Annotated in this window: 21 protein-coding genes; all 21 read left to right on the top strand. The window is 51.5% G+C overall.

Going from position 1 to position 19442, the window contains the following annotated elements; genetic code table 11:
- The first annotated feature begins 94 nt into the window (after positions 1-94).
- A complete protein-coding gene (gene coaE / locus PHS46_02545) occupies positions 95-700 on the top strand; it encodes a dephospho-CoA kinase (GenBank protein ID MDD3905391.1) in 606 nt (201 codons plus the stop codon).
- The gene (gene rho, locus PHS46_02550; protein MDD3905392.1) at positions 691-1938 is read left to right on the top strand and encodes a transcription termination factor Rho; all 1248 of its coding nucleotides are present in this window, start codon (positions 691-693) and stop codon (positions 1936-1938) included. Before coaE ends, rho begins: the two co-directional genes overlap by 10 nt.
- 14 nt (positions 1939-1952) lie before the next feature.
- The gene (gene rpmE / locus PHS46_02555; GenBank protein MDD3905393.1) at positions 1953-2165 is read left to right on the top strand and encodes a 50S ribosomal protein L31; all 213 of its coding nucleotides are present in this window, start codon (positions 1953-1955) and stop codon (positions 2163-2165) included.
- A 4-nt stretch (positions 2166-2169) separates the two neighbouring features.
- A complete protein-coding gene (gene prfA, locus PHS46_02560) occupies positions 2170-3255 on the top strand; it encodes a peptide chain release factor 1 (protein ID MDD3905394.1) in 1086 nt (361 codons plus the stop codon).
- Positions 3252-3986, top strand: a complete 735-nt coding sequence (prmC, locus tag PHS46_02565) for a peptide chain release factor N(5)-glutamine methyltransferase (protein ID MDD3905395.1) — start codon at positions 3252-3254, stop codon at positions 3984-3986. The genes prfA and prmC overlap by 4 nt, the downstream gene beginning before the upstream one ends.
- Positions 3971-5236 (top strand): UDP-N-acetylglucosamine 1-carboxyvinyltransferase, encoded by a 1266-nt coding sequence (murA, locus tag PHS46_02570; protein MDD3905396.1) that lies wholly within the window; start codon positions 3971-3973, stop codon positions 5234-5236. The genes prmC and murA overlap by 16 nt, the downstream gene beginning before the upstream one ends.
- A 78-nt stretch (positions 5237-5314) precedes the next feature.
- Positions 5315-5560 carry a 30S ribosomal protein S16 gene (rpsP, locus tag PHS46_02575; GenBank protein MDD3905397.1) on the top strand — a complete coding sequence of 82 codons (246 nt, stop codon included), beginning with the start codon at positions 5315-5317 and terminating at the stop codon, positions 5558-5560.
- 4 nt (positions 5561-5564) lie between these two features.
- A complete protein-coding gene (trmD, locus tag PHS46_02580; protein ID MDD3905398.1) occupies positions 5565-6278 on the top strand; it encodes a tRNA (guanosine(37)-N1)-methyltransferase TrmD in 714 nt (237 codons plus the stop codon).
- A gap of 2 nt (positions 6279-6280) precedes the next feature.
- Positions 6281-6679 (top strand): 50S ribosomal protein L19, encoded by a 399-nt coding sequence (gene rplS / locus PHS46_02585; GenBank protein MDD3905399.1) that lies wholly within the window; start codon positions 6281-6283, stop codon positions 6677-6679.
- The gene (locus PHS46_02590; GenBank protein MDD3905400.1) at positions 6615-7268 is read left to right on the top strand and encodes a ribonuclease HII; all 654 of its coding nucleotides are present in this window, start codon (positions 6615-6617) and stop codon (positions 7266-7268) included. The genes rplS and PHS46_02590 overlap by 65 nt, the downstream gene beginning before the upstream one ends.
- Positions 7269-7341: 73 nt before the next feature.
- The gene (locus PHS46_02595) at positions 7342-9036 is read left to right on the top strand and encodes a formate--tetrahydrofolate ligase (protein ID MDD3905401.1); all 1695 of its coding nucleotides are present in this window, start codon (positions 7342-7344) and stop codon (positions 9034-9036) included.
- Complete coding sequence (locus tag PHS46_02600; protein MDD3905402.1) at positions 9026-9631, top strand: cyclodeaminase/cyclohydrolase family protein; 606 nt, start codon at positions 9026-9028, stop codon at positions 9629-9631. Before PHS46_02595 ends, PHS46_02600 begins: the two co-directional genes overlap by 11 nt.
- Before the next feature lie 20 nt (positions 9632-9651).
- Positions 9652-10512, top strand: coding sequence for a bifunctional 5,10-methylenetetrahydrofolate dehydrogenase/5,10-methenyltetrahydrofolate cyclohydrolase (locus tag PHS46_02605; protein MDD3905403.1), 861 nt, complete (start codon positions 9652-9654; stop codon positions 10510-10512).
- Positions 10509-11375: a methylenetetrahydrofolate reductase gene (locus PHS46_02610; GenBank protein ID MDD3905404.1), complete on the top strand. Its 867-nt coding sequence runs from the start codon at positions 10509-10511 to the stop codon at positions 11373-11375. Before PHS46_02605 ends, PHS46_02610 begins: the two co-directional genes overlap by 4 nt.
- A gap of 24 nt (positions 11376-11399) precedes the next feature.
- Positions 11400-13604 (top strand): acetyl-CoA decarbonylase/synthase complex subunit alpha/beta, encoded by a 2205-nt coding sequence (acsB, locus tag PHS46_02615; GenBank protein MDD3905405.1) that lies wholly within the window; start codon positions 11400-11402, stop codon positions 13602-13604.
- Between the two features lie 276 nt (positions 13605-13880).
- The gene (locus PHS46_02620; protein MDD3905406.1) at positions 13881-14075 is read left to right on the top strand and encodes a PspC domain-containing protein; all 195 of its coding nucleotides are present in this window, start codon (positions 13881-13883) and stop codon (positions 14073-14075) included.
- A gap of 30 nt (positions 14076-14105) precedes the next feature.
- Positions 14106-14462 carry a DMT family protein gene (locus PHS46_02625; protein ID MDD3905407.1) on the top strand — a complete coding sequence of 119 codons (357 nt, stop codon included), beginning with the start codon at positions 14106-14108 and terminating at the stop codon, positions 14460-14462.
- Between the two features lie 3 nt (positions 14463-14465).
- The gene (locus PHS46_02630) at positions 14466-15485 is read left to right on the top strand and encodes a hypothetical protein (protein MDD3905408.1); all 1020 of its coding nucleotides are present in this window, start codon (positions 14466-14468) and stop codon (positions 15483-15485) included.
- Between the two features lie 12 nt (positions 15486-15497).
- Positions 15498-16832 (top strand): acetyl-CoA decarbonylase/synthase complex subunit gamma, encoded by a 1335-nt coding sequence (gene acsC, locus PHS46_02635; GenBank protein ID MDD3905409.1) that lies wholly within the window; start codon positions 15498-15500, stop codon positions 16830-16832.
- The gene (locus PHS46_02640) at positions 16833-18701 is read left to right on the top strand and encodes an ASKHA domain-containing protein (GenBank protein MDD3905410.1); all 1869 of its coding nucleotides are present in this window, start codon (positions 16833-16835) and stop codon (positions 18699-18701) included.
- Positions 18702-18703: 2 nt separating this feature from the next.
- Complete coding sequence (locus PHS46_02645) at positions 18704-19441, top strand: AAA family ATPase (protein ID MDD3905411.1); 738 nt, start codon at positions 18704-18706, stop codon at positions 19439-19441.
- Position 19442 lies beyond the last annotated feature (1 nt).

Here is a 19442-nt window from a genome sequence, read left to right on the forward strand (position 1 = left end):
AGGTTATCTAAGGATTGACACGCGGCCAACCTACGCGGTTATTTACGAATCGCGAAGAATAATTTTAGCCGAGTCGAGAAGGTATATAGCGGATATGGCAACGATAATCGGCATAACAGGAAGTTTCGGCACCGGCAAGACCTTCGTCGCGTCGGTATTCGGTTCTTTGGGCGCCTCGGTAATAGACGCCGACAGGATAGCGCACGCGGTCATCCAAAAGAAGAGCCGGGAATATATACGTATAGTCAAGCTATTCGGTAAGGACATATTAAATAGAAAAGGAGAGATAGATAGAAAGCGCCTGGGGGATAAAGTATTTACACACCCCGCGCTTCTGAAAAAATTGAATAAAATAGTTCATCCGCGGATTATAAAAGAAATTAAATGCTCCATCCGCAGAGCGAAGAAGTCAAATCGAAAAGGTGTAGTTGTCATAGACGCGCCGCTTCTCATAGAGGCGGGTCTTGACAGGCTTACCGATAAATTGGTAGTAGTCAAATGTTCAAAAAGGAGACAGGTAGAAAGATGCCGAGAAAAATTCTGCATTCAAAAGAAGGAAATAGCGCGAAGGATATCCAGCCAGATGACGTTAAAGAAAAAACTGAAAATGGCGGATCTGGTGATAGACAACAGCGGGACAAAGTTCCGGACGAGAGAACAGGTGCGAAGAGTATGGGGGGAGGGAAAGTTATGGAGATAGCCGAGCTTAAGTCGATGAGTATCTCGGAACTTACCAAGTTGGCGAAGGACTTGAATGTCAACGGCATGAGCGGGTTGAAGAAGCAGGATCTTATATTCAAAATCCTGCAGGCGAAGACCGAGAAAGAAGGTCTTATATTCGGCGAAGGTGTTCTTGAGATACTTCCCGACGGGTTCGGTTTCTTGAGGAGCCCGGACTACAATTATCTTCCCGGCCCCGACGATATATACGTATCACCGTCGCAGATAAGGCGTTTTAATCTGCGCACAGGCGATACCGTTAGCGGCCAGATACGTCCGCCGAAAGAGGGCGAGAGGTATTTCGCTCTACTCAAGGTCGAAGCGGTCAATTTCGGCAATCCCGACGAGACGAAAGACAAGACGCTCTTCGATAATCTCACGCCGCTGTATCCCGACGAGAGATTTATCCTCGAGACAAAACCTGATGAGGTATCGATGAGGGTTATGGATCTCCTGACCCCGGTCGGCAAAGGCCAGCGCGGGCTTATAGTCGCGCCGCCGTACAGTGGCAAGACGGTGTTATTGCAGAAGTTCGCCAACGCCGTTACGACGAATTATCCGGAAGCGGTGCTTATCGTGCTTCTCATAGACGAGCGGCCCGAAGAGGTTACGGATATGCAACGTTCGGTAAAGGGCGAAGTGATAAGCTCGACCTTCGACGAGCCGTCGGAGCGCCACATACAGGTCGCGGAGATAGTTCTCGAGAAGGCGAAACGGTTAGTCGAATCGCGAAAAGACGTCGTGATACTTTTGGATTCTATAACGCGCCTTGCGCGCGCGTACAATTCGTGCGTGCCGCACTCCGGGAAGATACTTTCCGGCGGAGTAGACTCGAACGCGCTACAGAAGCCCAAGAGGTTTTTCGGCGCGGCGCGTAATATCGAAGAAGGCGGATCGCTTACCATCATCGCGACGGCCTTAGTCGATACGGGGTCGCGGATGGACGAAGTTATCTTCGAGGAGTTTAAGGGCACCGGCAACATGGAGCTCCAGATGGACCGCAACCTTTTCCAGAAGAGGATATATCCGGCCATCGATATCAAACGGTCGAATACGCGTAAAGAGGAACTGCTCGTCCATCCCGACGAGCTTAAGAGGATATGGCTCATGAGGAAAGTTTTAAATGAGCTCAATACGGACGAGGCGATGCAGCTTCTGATAGAGAAGCTGTCGAAGTCGAAGACGAACGCCGAGTTCTTAATGTCAATGAACCAATAACAAGGAGGAGTAGCGTGAGAGATAAAATTCATCCGGAATACAAAGAATCGACGATCGCATGTGTATGCGGCGAAGTGTTTCAGACACGCTCGACAAAACAGAATATCCACGTCGATATCTGCTCGAAGTGCCATCCGTTCTTTACGGGTAAGCAGAAGCTTCTTGACTCTGCGGGCCGTCTCGAGAAATTTGCCAAGCGCTATGCGGGCAAAGTGAAATCGAAATAAGACAATGGTTTTCGCGAAGGTAATAGAAGAGAAGCGGAAGCGGTACGATAAGCTGCACGAGCTTTTGGCGGACCCCAAAGTTATCGCAAACGCGCCGGAATATCAGGCGCTGGCGAAAGAACTCGCCGGGCTTACTCCGATAATAAGCGCGCACAACGATTATCTGAGGGCGTCGAAAGATGTTGCGGATCTCGAAAAAGTGCTTTCCGACAAAGCTCAGGCACAGGATAAGGAGTTTCTCGTACTCGCCGAAGAAGAACGGCGCAAACTCGAAAAGGATGTGAAAGAAGCTGAGGGCCGGATAGAAGAGCTTCTGCTCGAGAAGGAGTCGGGTTCCGATCGTGATATTATCGTGGAAATCCGCGCCGGTACCGGCGGGCTTGAAGCTTCGCTCTTTGCCGGAGACCTACTGCGCATGTACTCGAAATATGCCGTAAAAAAAGGCTGGAGGGTGGAGCTGATAGATTCCAGCACGACCGAAAAAGGCGGCTACAAGGAAGTAGTGTTTTCCATCTCAGGCAAGAATGTATACGGCGACATGAAATTCGAGAGCGGGACGCATAGGGTGCAACGCGTTCCCGAGACCGAGGCGTCGGGGCGGATACATACGTCCGCCGCAACGGTGGCGGTGTTGCCTGAGGCTGAAGAGGTCGAGATCGATATAAAACCCGAAGATCTGAAAGTAGACGTATTTCGCTCGGGCGGCGCAGGTGGGCAGGGCGTAAACAGGACCGACTCGGCGGTGCGGTTGACATATTTACCGACGGGGATGGTTGTCACATGCCAGGACGAACGCTCTCAGCTTAAGAATAAAGCGAAGGCTATGCGCGTCCTCAGGGCGCGTCTTTTCGACGCAAGGCAGGCCGAGCAGGACAAGAAGATGTCGCAGGCCCGGCGCGCGCAAGTCGGATCGGGCGACAGGTCGGAGAAGATACGGACATATAATTTTCCGGACAGGCGCATCACAGACCACAGGATAGGATTTACCGCGCATAATATGGAGGACGTCCTCGAAGGCGAGATGGGTGAACTGGTCGCCGCCCTGAAAGCGGAAGAAAAGAAGCTTAAAATAAAGGCCGCGGCGGCATGAAGACTATGGAACCCTTTACCCCAATTCAATACATGATCGGCCATACGGAGTTTTGCGGCCTGGATATTATTGTCAATGAAGACGTGCTGATACCGCGTCCGGAGACCGAGCTTTTAGTCGAGGAAGCGGTAAAGTTAATTTCCGAAAAACATAGCGCTGTGCGGGTACTCGATCTCTGTACCGGATCCGGCAACATAGCGATTGGATTGATGGTTCGACTCCGCTCACCATCAATCCCGGGCAAGGCCGCCGAAGGTGGACGCGCTGAGGGATTGACAAAAAGCGTATCCGGTTGTACAATAGTCGCTTCCGATATTTCCGCCAAGGCGCTTGATGTTGCCCGGATCAATGCCGGGCGGCACGGTGTTTTGCGGGAAATAGAGTTCGTTCAAAGCGATCTATTCGATAATATCACCGGAAAATTAGATATCATCGTATCGAATCCGCCTTACATAGCCGGATTCGAATTCGAGACATTGCAGAAAGAGGTTTTGAAAGAGCCCAGGATAGCTTTAGACGGCGGCGCCGATGGGCTTGATCTTTACCGCAGAATAATTTCCGACGCACCCGGACACATGAACTTGGGCGCGCATATCATTTTTGAAATAGGTTTCGGCCAGGCCGGCGAAATAAAGAAGATAATAACGTCGGGTGGTTTTGAGGTAATTGAAACGAAAAAAGATTTTAACGATATCGATAGGGTCATTATCGCCAAATGGATAAGCTCGTAATCGAAGGCGGCAGGCGTCTGGAAGGAGCCGTAACAATAAGCGGCGCCAAAAACGCGTGCCTGCCGATACTCGCGGCGGCGTTACTCTCCGACGAGAAATCGGTCATACACAATATACCGGCCCTGCGGGATATGTCGACGATGCTGAAGATACTGAAGAACTTCGGCGTCAGGGTTCAGCAGGATGGTTCGACGGTTATGGTGGAGCCGCACGGTTACAAAAAGTACGCGGCGCCTTATGAGCTCGTCAGCACGATGCGCGCCTCAGTCTGTGTGTTGGGGCCGCTTCTGGCCAAACAGAGAAGGGCGGAGGTTTCATTTCCCGGCGGGTGCGTTATAGGCCCGAGGCCGATTGACCTGCACATTAAGGGTTTGAGGGCGCTGGGCGCGGATATAAAAGTCGAACGCGGTTACATAATCGCCGACGGCAAGCGTCTTCGGGGCGGCAACGTTTATTTGGGCGGGCATTTCGGCTCGAGCGTGCTGGCCACCGCTAACACGATGATGGCGGCCACGCTCGCCAGGGGCGAGACGGTGATAGAGAATGCCGCCTGCGAGCCGGAGGTCGTAGACCTTACCAATTTTCTCGTTAATATGGGCGCTAAGATAAAAGGCGTGGGAACGCATACGCTCATTATCGAAGGCGTAAAGAAACTGCACGGCGCGGAGCATCATGTTATTTCCGACAGGATCGAGACCGGCACTTACATATTGGCCGCGGCGATAACAAAGGGCGATATTACACTGAAGGGCGCTTCAGCCGATCATATGGTCGCTTTGATAGATAAACTTACCGAAGCGGGGCTTGAAATAAAAAAGACTGCTTCCGGATTGCGGGTACGTTACACCAAAAGATTGAAGCCGATGGATATAACGACACTGCCGTATCCGGGTTTTCCGACGGACATGCAGGCGCAGTTCATGAGTTTGATGACGGTGACCGACGGAATAAGCGTCATAACCGAGAAGATATATCCCGAGAGATTTATTCATATAAGCGAATTGAGCAGGATGGGCGCCGAGATATTGTTGGAAGGTGCCAGCGCTATAGTGAAAGGCGTAAAAAATTTGAGCGGCGCTCCTGTCATGGCATCGGATCTCAGGGCGTCGGCCGCGTTGGTTTTGGCAGGACTTGTGGCCAAGGGCAGGACGGATGTTCACAGGATATACCACCTCGATAGAGGATACGAAAATATAGAAGCGAAGCTCCGCTCCCTCGGGGCGAAGGTGTGGAGAGAGAAAGAAAAGTAGAAAGTAAAGTCTCGCCGGGATTTGAATTATAGGCGGGACGATTTGACAGAGTGAAACAATAACAAATCGGAGGAGATAATGCCAGCAGTAATAAGATTGACGAGGACAGGGGCACTTAAAAAGCCGGTCCACCGGATAGTGGTGATAGAAAAAACGAGGGCAAGGGACGGAAAGCCCATAGAGTATCTTGGTTACTATGATCCGAAGACTAATCCCGCTACGGTAAAGGTTAAAAAAGAGAGAGCGGAATATTGGCTTGGAGTAGGCGCGCTTCCATCACCGGCAGTGAGGACGCTTCTGAAGAAACAGGGTATAAAAGTATAACAAGATGTTAATCGATATCCTGACGCTATTCCCGAAAATGTTCGAGAACGTGCTCGGCGAATCGATATTGCACCGCGCGCAGAAGAAGGGTCTTGCCGGGATAAGGGTGTGGGATTTACGTGATTGGACGTCGGATGCCCATCGCAGTGCGGACGATAAACCGTTCGGCGGCGGGCCCGGAATGGTGATGAAGATAGAGCCGGTCTGGCGCGCGCTCGAGGAATTGAAAAAAAGCCCGGAAGGCAAAGCTCGCGCGGCAAAGATAGTGCTTTTGACGCCGCAAGGTAAACGGTTCGACCAGAAGACCGCGAAACGTTTTGCGAAAGAAAAACGGCTTATCCTGATATGCGGCCACTACGAAGGCGTAGATGAGCGGATAAGGCAGATGGCCGACGAAGAAGTATCGATCGGCGATTATGTCCTGACGTGCGGTGAGATACCCGCGATGGCGCTTATGGATGCGGTAGTCCGGCTGATACCGGGCGTTTTGGGTGACGATGAATCGATAGTGTCGGAATCTTTTGAAAGAGGGCTTTTGGAATATCCGCAATATACGAGGCCCGCGGAATTTAAAGGAAAGAAGGTCCCGCAGGTACTCTTAAGCGGCGACCATAAAAAGATAGAAGAGTGGCGAATGGCTGAGGCGCTGAAGAGAACAAAAGAGCGCCGGCCGGATTTGTTGATTGGTGTAAAAAGTAAACATGGAAAGGCGGACTAACAATGGATAACAATATGATCAAACTCGTTGAGGCGAAATTCCTGAAGAAGGAGATCTCACAGTTCAGTATTGGCGATACGGTTGACGTTCAGATGAAGATCGTTGAAGAAGGAAAAGCGCGTATCCAGACATTTGAGGGCATAGTCATAGCGCGCGCCGGTTCAGGGCTTACCGAAACATTCACTGTGCGCAAGATGTCGTACGGCGAAGGCGTTGAAATGGTATTCCCCATACATTCTCCCTCGATCGACAAGATCAAGATCGTGAAGAAGGGCGATGTGAATAGGGCTAAACTCTATTACCTGAAGCGAAAAGTAGGGAAAGATACGAAAGTCGATGAGAAGATCACGCACATCGCCGAACAACCGCCGGCTCCTCAAGATCGAAAGGCGGCTGAGTAATTCGGGTTGTCTGACAATAGCCGGTGTAGACGAAGCGGGCCGCGGCCCGCTCGCCGGGCCTGTTATTGCCGGCGCTGTCATACTGAAAAGCCTCGATTTTACCTGCACGATAGACGATTCGAAAAAATTATCGCAAAAAAAACGTGAAAAGGCCTACGATGAGATATTCAAAAAGGCCTTTGTCGGCGTCGGCATCGTAGATGAAAAAGCGATCGACGAATTGAACATATATCGCGCGACTTTACGCGCGATGGAGATCGCCATTGCAAACCTCGATATCCCGCCCGATCACATCATAGTGGACGGTAAAATGAAACTTACCGCGAAGTGTCCGGTTCTATGCGTTGTTCGGGGCGATTCGAAGTCGATGTCCGTGGCCGCCGCATCCATAGTGGCCAAGGTTACGCGCGACCGGATCATGGTCGATTACCACAAAGAGTACCCTCAGTACGGTTTTGCCCGTCATAAAGGTTATGGCACGCGCCTGCATAAAGAGGCCCTAAGCCGCTTTGGGCCGTCCCCGATACATCGATACAGCTACCAACCTGTCAAAGAAGCCGCCATTTCAGTCAAAAAACCCTTGATATAATCCTGACTTAACCTTATAATAATATTTCCTTCAATTAACAATATAATATAATAGCTACGATAGCGGGCTTACGATGAAGAGCGATGTTCAAATAGCAGCGGAAGCGAAGTTGAAGCCGATATCAGCGATAGCCGGCAGTATCGGCATACCCGGCAGATATATCGAGGCTTATGGAAGCCACAAAGCCAAAGTCTCCATAGATATTCTCACGTCCTTAAAACCGAAAAAAAAGTCTAAGTACATCGTAGTTACCGGCATAACGCCTACGCATCTGGGCGAGGGGAAGACCGTTACGACGATCGGTCTTTCGATGGCGCTCAATCGTCTTGGGAAACGGTCTATAGCGTGCCTGAGACAACCGTCCATGGGGCCTTTCTTTGGTGTAAAAGGCGGCGGGGTCGGGGGTGGTTATTCGCAGGTAGCTCCGGAATATGATATAAATCTGCATCTGACAGGCGATATCCATGCGGTTACGCAGGCGCATAATCTTGCCGCGTCGTTCCTCGATAACCACCTCTACCGAGGGAATAAACTCAACATAGATATTAACAGGATTTTCTGGCGCCGCGTACTCGATGTCAATGACAGGGCGCTTAGGAATATCAGGATAGCCATAGGCGGGAAGGAGTCGGGCGTCGAACGCGATACGGGCTTCGACATAACCGCCGCAAGCGAGATCATGGCTATTCTCGCGCTCGCCGAGTCAATGCCTGACATGAGAAAACGGCTCGGCAGAATAATAGTCGCGCTGAATAAGTCGGGGCGGCCGGTTACATGCGATGACTTAAAGGTCGCCGGCGCCATGGCCGCGATACTCACGGACGCGATCAACCCGAATCTCGTCCAGACGATAGAGAATACCCCGGTTTTTATACATACCGGCCCGTTTGCCAATATTACGCACGGCAACAGTTCCATACTTGCCGATAGAGTGGCGCTCGGGCTGTCCGATTACGTCGTAACGGAATCGGGCTTCGGCGCGGATTGCGGCCTCGAAAAATTCGTCAATATAAAATGCAGGGCGAGCGGGCTTAAACCATCGGCCGCGGTGCTCGTAGCATCGGTCAGGGCGCTGAAAATACATTCCGGATTATTCGATATGGTCGTGGGCAGGCCATTAGGTCGCGAACTCTCCGTGGAGAATCTTGACGCTGTTGAGTTGGGCCTGGCAAATCTCGAAAAGCAGATAGAGAACGTCCGGATATACGGTATCCCTTGTATCGTCGCGATCAACAGGTTTGCCTCCGACACCAACCGCGAAATTGAACTTATTAAAAAGAAGGCGCTTGAAGCGGGCGCCTTCAGTTGCGTCCAGAGCGAAGTTCACAGGTACGGCTCCCGCGGCGGAGTGGAGTTGGCCAAAGCGGTCGAAGATGCGTGCTCGGCAAACGGAAAATTTAATTTTCTATATCCGGATGTTATGCCGATCGAAGAGAAGATAGGCATGATAGCGCGGAAGATATATGGCGCACGCGGCGTACATTTTGAAAAGACCGCCGCTGAAGATATAAAACTTTACAAGAAACTCGGGTTGGCGAAACTTCCCATCTGCATGGCGAAGACGCACCTGTCGTTGTCGCATGATCCGAAGATCAAGGGCGCCCCTAAAAATTTCATCCTGCCGGTGCGTGACGTGAAGCCGTCCGCAGGCGCCGGATTTCTCTACGCATTGTGCGCAGACATAATGACCATGCCCAGCTTACCGTCAAGGCCGGTGGGGGAGCATGTCGACATAGATGCGAAGGGGAGGCTTAAATATGTACAATAAAAAGCCGCTACGTGATTATCTGGATGACCTTGCGGCCAGGCGCCCCGCGCCGGGCGGCGGAAGCGCGGCCGCGCTTTCCGCGGCGATAGGAGCCGCTCTTATTTCTATGGTAGCGAACTATACGGTGGGTAACCCGAAATATAAATCGGATGAGGATAAAGTAGCCGTTATTCTGAAGAAGGCTGAGGCGTATCGTACCCGGCTTCTGGCGCTGGTCGATGAAGACGTGTCCGCGTATGAAAAATTATGCGACGGAATAAAAAATTCACCCAAAGGTTCTCAGGCCCCGGACGGGCTTTATAAGGATGCGATCACCCCGCCGCTAGAGATGTGCAGGATATCCGCGGAAGCGCTCGGGATATGTAAGGAAATTGCGGAATGCGGGAACAGGAATTTGATAACAGATACCGCGATAGCCGCGATACTTCTCGAAGGAGCATTTTTTTCCGCGAAGTTTAACGTGTACATAAATTTGAAATATATAAAAGACATTGATTTTATCGGCAATATCCACAAAGAGCTTTCGCCTCTGGAAAAGTCTCTGCCGGAATTAAAAGAAGAGATATTGGAAATGTGTGAGGAAGTTATAAAATAGCGTTTAGCTCAGGGGGAGAAATGGCGGCAATATTATTAGAGGGTAAGCCGATAGCCGAAAGGTTGGGGGCTAAAATAAAATCCGAAGTCGAGGTTTTGAAGGCAGAGCGGGGGATGGCGCCGAAGCTTTTGGCGCTCCAGATAGGCGTAAATGCTTCGTCTGCCGTATATGCGAAGGCGCAAAAGAAAGCGGCCGAATCGCTGGGCATAGACTACGAGCTTAGGACGGTTGCCGATTTGACGAGCCAGGCGGAGGCGGAAAAATTGATAAAAGATTTAAATAAAGATCCGGGTATTGCCGCCGTCATACTTCAACTCCCGGTGCCGAAAGGTATCGACGCCAAGCGTCTGGTGAACCTGATATCGCCCGGGAAAGATGCCGAAGGCATGCATCCGCAGAACCTCGGCAGGATATTGCTGGGGCAGTACAATATCGGGCCGTGCGCGGCGATGGCGGTCATGGAGCTTTTAGGTTCGATAAAAGCGGATCTCTATGGCAAAGAAGCGGTTATCGTCGGGCATTCCGAGATAGTCGGTAAGCCCCTGGCGATGATGTTATTGAGTAAGTTCGCGACGACCACGGTATGCCACATAGCTACGAGCAAGCGCGGGGTACTGCCGGAGCACATAAGGCGCGCCGAGATATTGGTGGTCGCGGTCGGGAAGGCGGGAGTAGTCAGGGGCGAATGGATAAAACCCGGAGCGATAGTGATAGACGTCGGCATAAATCGAGCGGGCGATAAGATACTCGGCGATGTCGAGTTTGACAGCGCCGCGGATAAAGCCGCGTATATTACGCCGGTTCCCGGGGGGGTAGGGCCGTTGACCACCACGATACTCATGCGAAATACCGTAGAATTATTTAAGGGGCAGGTTAAATGACATTCTGTGAAAAGATAAAACAGGGCAGTTTCGTAATTACCAGCGAGATAGGACCACCTAAAGGCATCGATTTAAAAGAGATGTTCGAAGACGCGGAGCTCATAAAAAGCCGTGTCGACGCTATGAATGTTACCGATCTGCAGAGTTCCGTTTTGAGGGTCGGTTCGCTCGCGGTATGTAAACTTTTAAAAGATATGGCCATCGAGCCGATATTGCAGATGACCTGCCGCGACCGGAATCGCCTGGCGCTCCAGTCGGATCTTTTATCCGCGGGTGCGCTCGGGATAGAGAACGTCCTAATCCTGACGGGCGATTACCCTACGCTCGGCGACCATCCCGAAGCGAAGCCGGTATTCGACCTCGATAGCGTCGAGCTCATACAGGCCGCTAAAACACTCGAAGGCGGGAAGGATATGAAGGGCAACGCGCTGAAAGGCGCGCCTGAGTTTTGTATCGGCGCGGTCGTCAATCCAGGCGCCGATCCGCTCGAGCCCGAGATAATAAAGATGGAGAAGAAAGTAGAAGCCGGCGCACAATTTTTTCAGACGCAGGCGGTATATGACATCGATCTTTTCAAAAGATTTTTAGACGCCTCGAAACATATAAAAATACCCGTGCTTGCGGGAATCGTGATTTTAAAGTCCGCGGGCATGGCGAAATACATGAATAAGAACGTTGCCGGGGTATTCGTTCCCGATGCTCTCATAAACGAGATGGAGACGACAAAAGATAAATCGGCGAAGTCTATCGAGATTGCGGCGCGTCTCATCAGAGATCTCAAGCCCCTCTGCCGGGGCATACATATAATGCCGATCGGATGGGATAAGAAAGTACCGGCGATATTGGATGCCGCTGGATTGTAGAATTTCGAAAAACAGGAGAACGCGATGTCGAAAGCATCGGAGATAACTATAAAAACAGTAGCGGGATTGATGGTCTCAGGCGCGAAAAAGGTCATTGCGCAGGCCGATGCGTTATTGGGCAGGGCAAAAAAAGAAAAAGGCCCCGCGCAGGCGGTCGCATTTCCGGAAACAGCATTCTATCTCCCGTTGGCTAACGCGCTTCTCGGGCTCGAAACGAAGACGGTAGCCGATGCTGAAAAGATACTGTCTGCGGCTAAGACGCTTGTTATAAAGGACGTGCCTTCCGAAGACGCATGGGGCACATTCCTTAAAGATTCGCTCAATGCAGGTGTGGCGGCCATACTTTGCGAGGAACTCATCTCGGCTTTGAAATACGTTTACGGCCAGGAGCCGCAAAAAGACTGCCCGGGGTTCTTCCCGGACACGATACTGCGTTCGCTCGGGATACAATTAGTCGACGGAAGGATATCCGGCATCGCGGTCATCCTGGGCCGCGCGCCGGACTCGGCGATCGCCGTTAGCATAGTGCGCGACCTGCAGAAACGTAACATACTGACACTCTTGGGCGGTAATGTCGATGGTGTCAGCATTATAGACCAGTTGAAAGAAGGCGGCCTTCAGATGGGGCTCGACAGTTATGTGGTGCCTTACGGCCGCGACACATTGTCGATCGTCTACGTCCTCAACTTCGCGATAAGGGCGGCGCTCTCATTCGGCGGCATCAAGGCGGGCAACGCGAAAGCGTGCGTCGATTACGTCAGAGACAGGGTGCCGGCGTTCGTCATGCTTTTGGGCGGAGTCGATGAGGTGAAGGCGGCGACGGGCGCGGGCGCCATCGCGGCGGGAGTGCCGATCATAACCGATCTCGATCTTCCCGAAGTGCGTGTTCCGGGAGTGTGCGCTCACGAAGAGTGCCTTGTTAAAGAGAAGGATTATAAAAAAATAGTCCAGAGGGCCGTAGAGGTGCGCGGCATAAAAGTAAAAGTCGCGCAGATCCCCATACCGGTACCGTTCTCGGCCGCTTTTGAGGGCGAGCGCGTCCGGAAAGAGAATATGTTCGCGCAATTCGGCGCGAAGTATTCGCCCGCCTTCGAATACCTGCGGATGAAAAAAACCTCCGAGGTCGAAGACGGTAAAGTTACGGTCATAGGCCCCGAGATCGACCGGATGCAGGAAGGTTCAAATTATCCGCTGGCGCTGGTGATCGACGTTACGGGCAGGAAGATGTCGGTTGATTACGAGCCTATACTCGAACGGCAGATACACAAATTTCTAAATTACGCCATGGGCGTATTTCATATGGGCCAGCGCGACATGAACTGGATCCGCATATCAAAGGACGCAAAGAAGGCCGGTTTCAAGATGCACCATCTGGGTGATATCTTAGTGGCCAAGCTCCACGACGAATACGGTGCCATAGTCGATAAAGCCCAGGTTACGATATATACTGACGAGAAGGAAGTGATGGCGCTTCTGCCGGAGGCCAGGCGGGCTTTTGTGGCCAGGGACGAACGGCTCGCGGGAATGACGGATGAGTCGGTCGATACATTCTACAGCTGTACGCTTTGCCAGAGTTTCGCGCCGGATCACGTCTGCGTTGTGAGTCCCGAGCGGCTCGGACTGTGCGGCGCATATTCATGGCTCGACGCGAAGGCCGCCCACGAAATTACGCCGACCGGCGGCAACCAGCCGATAAAGAAGGGTAATGCGATCGACGCGGCGAAAGGTTTCTGGAAAGGCGTGAATGATTTTGTGTTTACCGCTTCTCATCAGCATACCTCGCAGATGGCGGCGTATTCGATCATGGATTCGCCCATGACCTCGTGCGGCTGTTTCGAGTGTATCGTGGCGATAGTCCCGGAAGCCAACGGTGTCATGATCGTAAACAGGGAGTACGCGGGCGAGACGCCGGTGGGGATGAAGTTTACGACGCTTGCCGGGACGGTGGGCGGCGGCAACCAGACCCCGGGGTTCCTGGGTGTGGGCAGATTATACGTGGCCAGCAGGAAGTTCATCTCGGCCGAGGGCGGGTTAAAACGGGTCGTGTGGATGCCGAAAGAGCTCAAAGAGGTACTTAGCGATAAATTGAAGGCGCGCTGTAAAGAACTCGGGTCCCCGGAGCTGTTTGACAAGATCGCTGATGAGACGATCGCGACCGATTCCGCCGCGCTGGTCGAATATCTGCAGAAAGTCGGTCATCCGGCGCTGGCGATGGATCCGCTGATGTAAAGCGAGATAACCTCGTAGATTGGTCATCTATTTTTCATGAGATAACCTCCGAGGTCGATGGGCTGATATACATTGGTTCTTAATCTAAATTTTTCGTCCTGGAAGGAAGACCCTTTCAGGATTCATGCCTCGCGTGGACGCGAAAATTTTGACCATGCAAAATTTTCGCTCGAGAAAAATTGCTCGGACGTTGCCTCGCAATTTTTACGCCCCGCTCGGCACGAATCCCTGCGGGTCTTCCTCCGACAGGAAGCGAAAAATTTACCGGAGGTAGTGATGAAGAAACTATATTTGTCGGACACGAATAAGAAGATCGGCGGGGTATGCGGAGGGCTCGGAGAATATTTCGATCTCGACCCGACGCTCATCAGAGTGATCTTTATACTGATCGCCCTTTTGTCGTTCGGCCTCGGCGTTATAGGGTATATCCTCATATGGATGATTATCCCGCGCAAGCCTAAGGGTGTATAAAATTAATTTGAAAAGGAGTAGGCGGTTAAAATGAACAAGGTTATTATTACAACGGCGATGCTGGTTTGCAGTAATATATTTATGACGTTTGCGTGGTACGGCCATCTGAAAAATTACAATGATAAACCGTGGATCGTTGCGGCCATTATAAGCTGGGGCATCGCGCTCTTTGAATATCTTTTACAGGTTCCGGCGAACAGGATAGGCCATCAGGTGATGAATCTGGGACAGCTGAAGATACTCCAGGAGGTAATAACCCTATCCATCTTTGTACCCTTCTCGATACTTTATATGAAAGAAGGGTTTAAAAAAGATTATATATGGGCGGCGATTTTTATCGTCGCGGCTGTGTTTTTTATGTTTCGCGGAATATTAACAAAGAGCTAAAAAATGAAAACGATAAAAATATTTATGACGGCAATTTTTGCAGGGATTATTATTTCGACGGCCTGTCCGGGTTTTTGCGGTGAGCCGGTAATCTCGATGCAGATCGATAACGAGATAATGCCGGATACGCGTAACGCGATTCGCGATATAAATAACACTCTCTTTGAAAGCATGAAGAGCAACAAGCCTGCCGTTATGATGGAGATGTTCGTCGACGAGGGGAAGGCCGATAAAGCTCTCGAGGAGAACGTAAAAGCGGCATACGATAAGATGGGTGAGCTCGCGAAAGGTACCGGGTTTGATATGCTGCATGAATACCTCATTGACGTGAAAGGCTCGGGGACGGTTACGGTTACCTTGCCGGGCGCGGACGGCGAAAATTTTCTTATGAATGTCGACGCCGGCAAAGGGCCTTTGTACATGTCATTCCTTATCTCTAAGAGTAATTTTAAAGATCTTGCGCTCTGTTTCGTTTATATGAAAAAGGCAGACGCGTGGCGCCTGCACACTTTCCATCTCGGCACGTACCGCGTGGGAGGCAAAACGCCGGTTCAATGGTACGCGGAGGCCAGGGAGATGTATGAGAACGGCTGGGATGTGCCGGCGATGCAACGGATGCAGCTTATCGATACGTTTATGCGCCCCGCGCCATTCCTCCAATATGAAAAAGAGCCGCAGATGCGGGATTTTTTCGCCGCGGGCGCGGCAGAGACATCCCGAAAGTATAAATTTCCTGTGAAGGCGACCTGGGTTAAGGATATGCCCGCTATATACGGCCTGGATATTCAATTTACCAATGGTAAACTCATACCGGTTGTTATCTACGTGACCCAGCATCCGCTCAATAGGGCCGTGCCGATACAGGACGAAGCGGATGCGATAACGCAAAAGATCGAAAAGATAATTCCCGGCATTACGCGCGGCACGGAATCCGTAGGATACAGGGTTTTTACCGAGCCGCCTACCGATAGCGCGAAACAGTATAAATATAGAGCCGTAATCAGCAAAGTTGGGATCGCATAAGGAGAAGAGCGGATGGCGTTGTCAGGACTGGATATATATAAACTTTTACCAAAAACCAATTGCAAGGATTGTGGTTTCGCGACATGCCTGGCGTTTGCCATGGCGCTCGCCCAGAAGAAGGCTTCGCTCGCAAAATGCCCGCATGTTACGCAGGACGCGCGCGCGGCTCTCGAGAGCGCCGCCCAACCGCCGATCAGGCTCGTTACGATAGGCGTTGGCGCGCGAAAGATCGAGATAGGCAACGAGACGGTGATGTACAGGCATGAGCAGAAGTTTTACCATCCTGCGGCGGTCGGATTTCTTATAGAGGATACGGCCTTACCCGCCGATATCGATAAAAAGATCGAGGAGATAAAAGCTCTCGTATTCGAAAGGGTCGGCCAGGTAATATCGGCCAATCTAATATGCGTGAGAAACTCCTCGAAAAACAAAGAAACTTTTGCGCTTGTGGTTAAAAAGGTTTCTATGTCCGGTGGCTTACCCCTGGCTTTGGAGACGTCCGAACCTGCCGCGGCGATAGAGGCGCTCGCCCAGATCAGGGACGCCAGGCCGCTTCTTATCGCGTCCGATGCGCTTCGTACGGCGGAATTTGCGAAGATTGCCAAAGATAGTCAATGCCCTCTGGCGGTTACATGTACGGGCCTGGATGACGCGGCGCAATTGACGGATATCGCGCGGAAGGCGGGCGTCGAAGAGATAGTTATTTCTATGAAGAATAGTAGCTTTTCCGGTAAAATACAGGATTTCACTTACGCCCGCAGAGCGGCGCTTAAGAAGAGTATCCGCGCGCTCGGGTATCCTGTACTTGCGTTTACCGATGAGCCTTCGGCCGAGATGGAGCTGGCCGAGGCGATATCGTACGTTTTGAAGTATGCCGGCATCGTTATAATGAAGAATACCGCGAAAGAGTTTGTATTTCCTCTTCTTGTAGCCCGACAGGACGTTTATCAGGATCCGCAGAAGCCGGTGCAGGTGGAGCCGAAGATATACGAGATAGGCAAGGTCACGAAAGATTCCCCAGTTGTCGTAACGACGAATTTCTCGATAACTTATTTTACCGTTGCGGGGGAGGTAGAGTCGAGCAAGGTGCCTGCGTACATAATATGCTGTGATTCGGAGGGGATGTCGGTTCTGACCGCGTGGGCGGCGGAGAAGTTCACCGCGGAGAGCATTGCCGATGTTCTCAAAAAAAGCGGTATCGAAGGAATAGTCTCGCATAAAAAAGTTATTATACCCGGATACGTCTCGGTATTAAGCGGAAAACTCGAAGAAGTTTCGGGGTGGAAAGTTTCGGTGGGCCCGAGGGAAGCGTCCGGGATACCGAATTATCTGAGGAACTGGAAATAAGTGAAAGAATTTAACGTAAATTTTATTCTCTCCCGCGGTTTTTTTATATTCAAGAAGCCGGTTGCTAAAAGTGTGCGAATAGCGCAGGGAACCGACCTTCTGACCGCGGCAATAAAAGCGGGTGTATTTTTAAACGCATCCTGCGGCGGCGAAGGCCTGTGCGGTAAATGTAAAGTCGGGATAAAAGACAAGACGGTGCTCGCGTGCCAGGTGATAGTCGACCGTGACCTTGTAGTAAATGTTCCCAAGGAATCGCTCGAGGCGCGCGAAAGTGTAAAGACGTCCGCGGAAGAGTTCACCAAAGGCATTATTTTAAAAAGGGAGAAGGCGTATAAGCATTCTCCGGTAGTCCGCAAGATATACATGAAACTACAGGGCCCGACCGATGACGATAATTTGAGCGACCTGGAGCGCATATCGAAGGAACTTGCCTCTAAGATGGACGGGGTGCACATCTCGGCGAAGCTGGCGACCGTCAAATTTCTCGGCGAGTGCCTGCGCGATAGCGATTTCGCGGTGACCGTTACCGTAGGCTGTAGAGAGGGGCAGGCCGAGATCCTCTCTGTAGAGCCGGGCGATACCAGCGCCGCAAGCTACGGGTTCGCGTTCGATATCGGCACGACGACGGTAGCGGGTCAGCTCATCGACCTTAACACATCCGAGATACTCGGTAGCCGCATAGCTTTCAATAAACAGGCCGCATATGGCAGTGACGTGATAACGCGGATAATATTGGCGTCGAGCGCTGAGGGGCTCGAGAAGATGCACCAGGCGGTTGTTTCGAACATGAACGAAATCATAGAAGATCTGGCGCGGACGCGCAATATCAATTTCACGGATATCGATGCCATAACGTGCGCGGGCAACATGACGATGATGCACCTTTTTCTAAAAATAGATCCGTCCGGCATCAGGCGGCCGCCGCATATCCCGGCTTCTGTCACGTTTCAGTCGATGCATCCGGCGGAAGCGGGTATTGAGGCGAACCCGAAAGGGCTAATGTTATTCATGCCCGGCGTCAGCACATACATAGGCGGCGATATAGTGGCGGGTGTTCTTGCCTGCGGGATACACGATTCCGACGATCTGTCGTTATTGGCGGACATAGGGACTAACGGCGAGATAGTGCTCGGCAATAAAGAATGGATGATTGGCGCCTCCGCAAGCGCGGGGCCGGCCTTCGAAGGTAGTGGGCTTAGTTGCGGCATGAAGGCGGTTTCCGGCGCGATCCAGAAGGTGGATATCGACGCCGGCCTGAACGTGCGGTGCGGTACCATAGGCGGCGTCAGGCCGCTCGGGATATGCGGCTCCGGTTATATAGATCTCTTGTGCCGGATGCTGAAACGCGGCATTATAGACAAGGCCGGCAGGATAAATAAGGTTATGAAGTCGGACAGGATTCGCCAGGGGAAAACAGTTACGGAATTTGTCGTTGCTTTTGCGTCGGAGACAGGTACGGGCAAGGACATAATAATAGATAATGACGATATCGAGAATATAAAGCGCTCCAAGGGGGCGATATACAGCGCCATAATGGCCCTGATGGCTAAAGTGGGTAAGGATATCAAGGATGTGAAGAAGATATTTATTGCAGGCGGATTCGGCAATTATCTTAATATCGAGAATGCTATAGCGATAGGGCTCTTACCGGATGTTCCCAGGGATGTTTACGATTTTGTTGGGAATTCGTCTCTGGCCGGGGCGAGGATGTCGCTCGTTTCATCCTCCGCATTCGCCGAGACGGACAAAATATACAGGAATATAACCTATATCGACCTGAGCGCCGAGCCGTCATACATGGATGAGTATGTCGCGTCGCTCTTTTTTCCGCACACAGATTTATGGAGGTTTCCATCAATACGGTCATAGCGGTGAACGGCAAAGGAGGCACGGGCAAATCGACCATAGCGGCGCTTTTAGTTAAGCATATTGTGGCCGGGCGCCTCGGTTCAGTCCTGGCGATAGACGCGGATCCGAATTCGTGCCTGGCCGATAATCTCGGAATGACCGCGCCGGATACGATAGTCGGAACATGCGAAACAATATCGAAGAACCTTTTAAAGATACCCGCGGGGATTACGAAAGACAGGTTTATAGAAATGCGCGTCCAGGAGGCGGTCAATGAAGGTAGCGGGTTTGATCTCCTGGTGATGGGTAGGCCCGAGGGGCCCGGATGTTACTGTTACGTTAATAACCTTTTGCGCGGGATAATAGAAGACATCACAAAAGGTTACGATTTTGTGATAATAGATAATGCCGCGGGTATGGAACATATTTCCCGCCGGACGACGGCTAAGATGAGCAAACTCCTCATTGTAAGCGATTACTCGATACCGGGCATTCGCTCATCCGCGCGCATATATACGCTTGCCAAAGAGCTCGGTATAAAATTCGACGGCGCATATCTCGTGGTCAATAAAGTCTCCGGGCCGCTCGCGCCGCTCGCCGCTGAGATAGAGAAGACGGGTTTAGACGTCGCGGGCAGTATGCCTTACGACGAGGAGATAGTTGAGTGGAATGTCTCAAATAAGGCAATATTTGAGTTTAATAGCGCGGCGGTAGAAAGAGAGATCGAAGAGATATTTAACAAATTAATAAAAGAGGCATGAT

This window comes from Candidatus Omnitrophota bacterium (genome assembly GCA_028699255.1).
Classification (GTDB): domain Bacteria; phylum Omnitrophota; class Gorgyraeia; order 2-01-FULL-45-10; family 2-01-FULL-45-10; genus FEN-1322.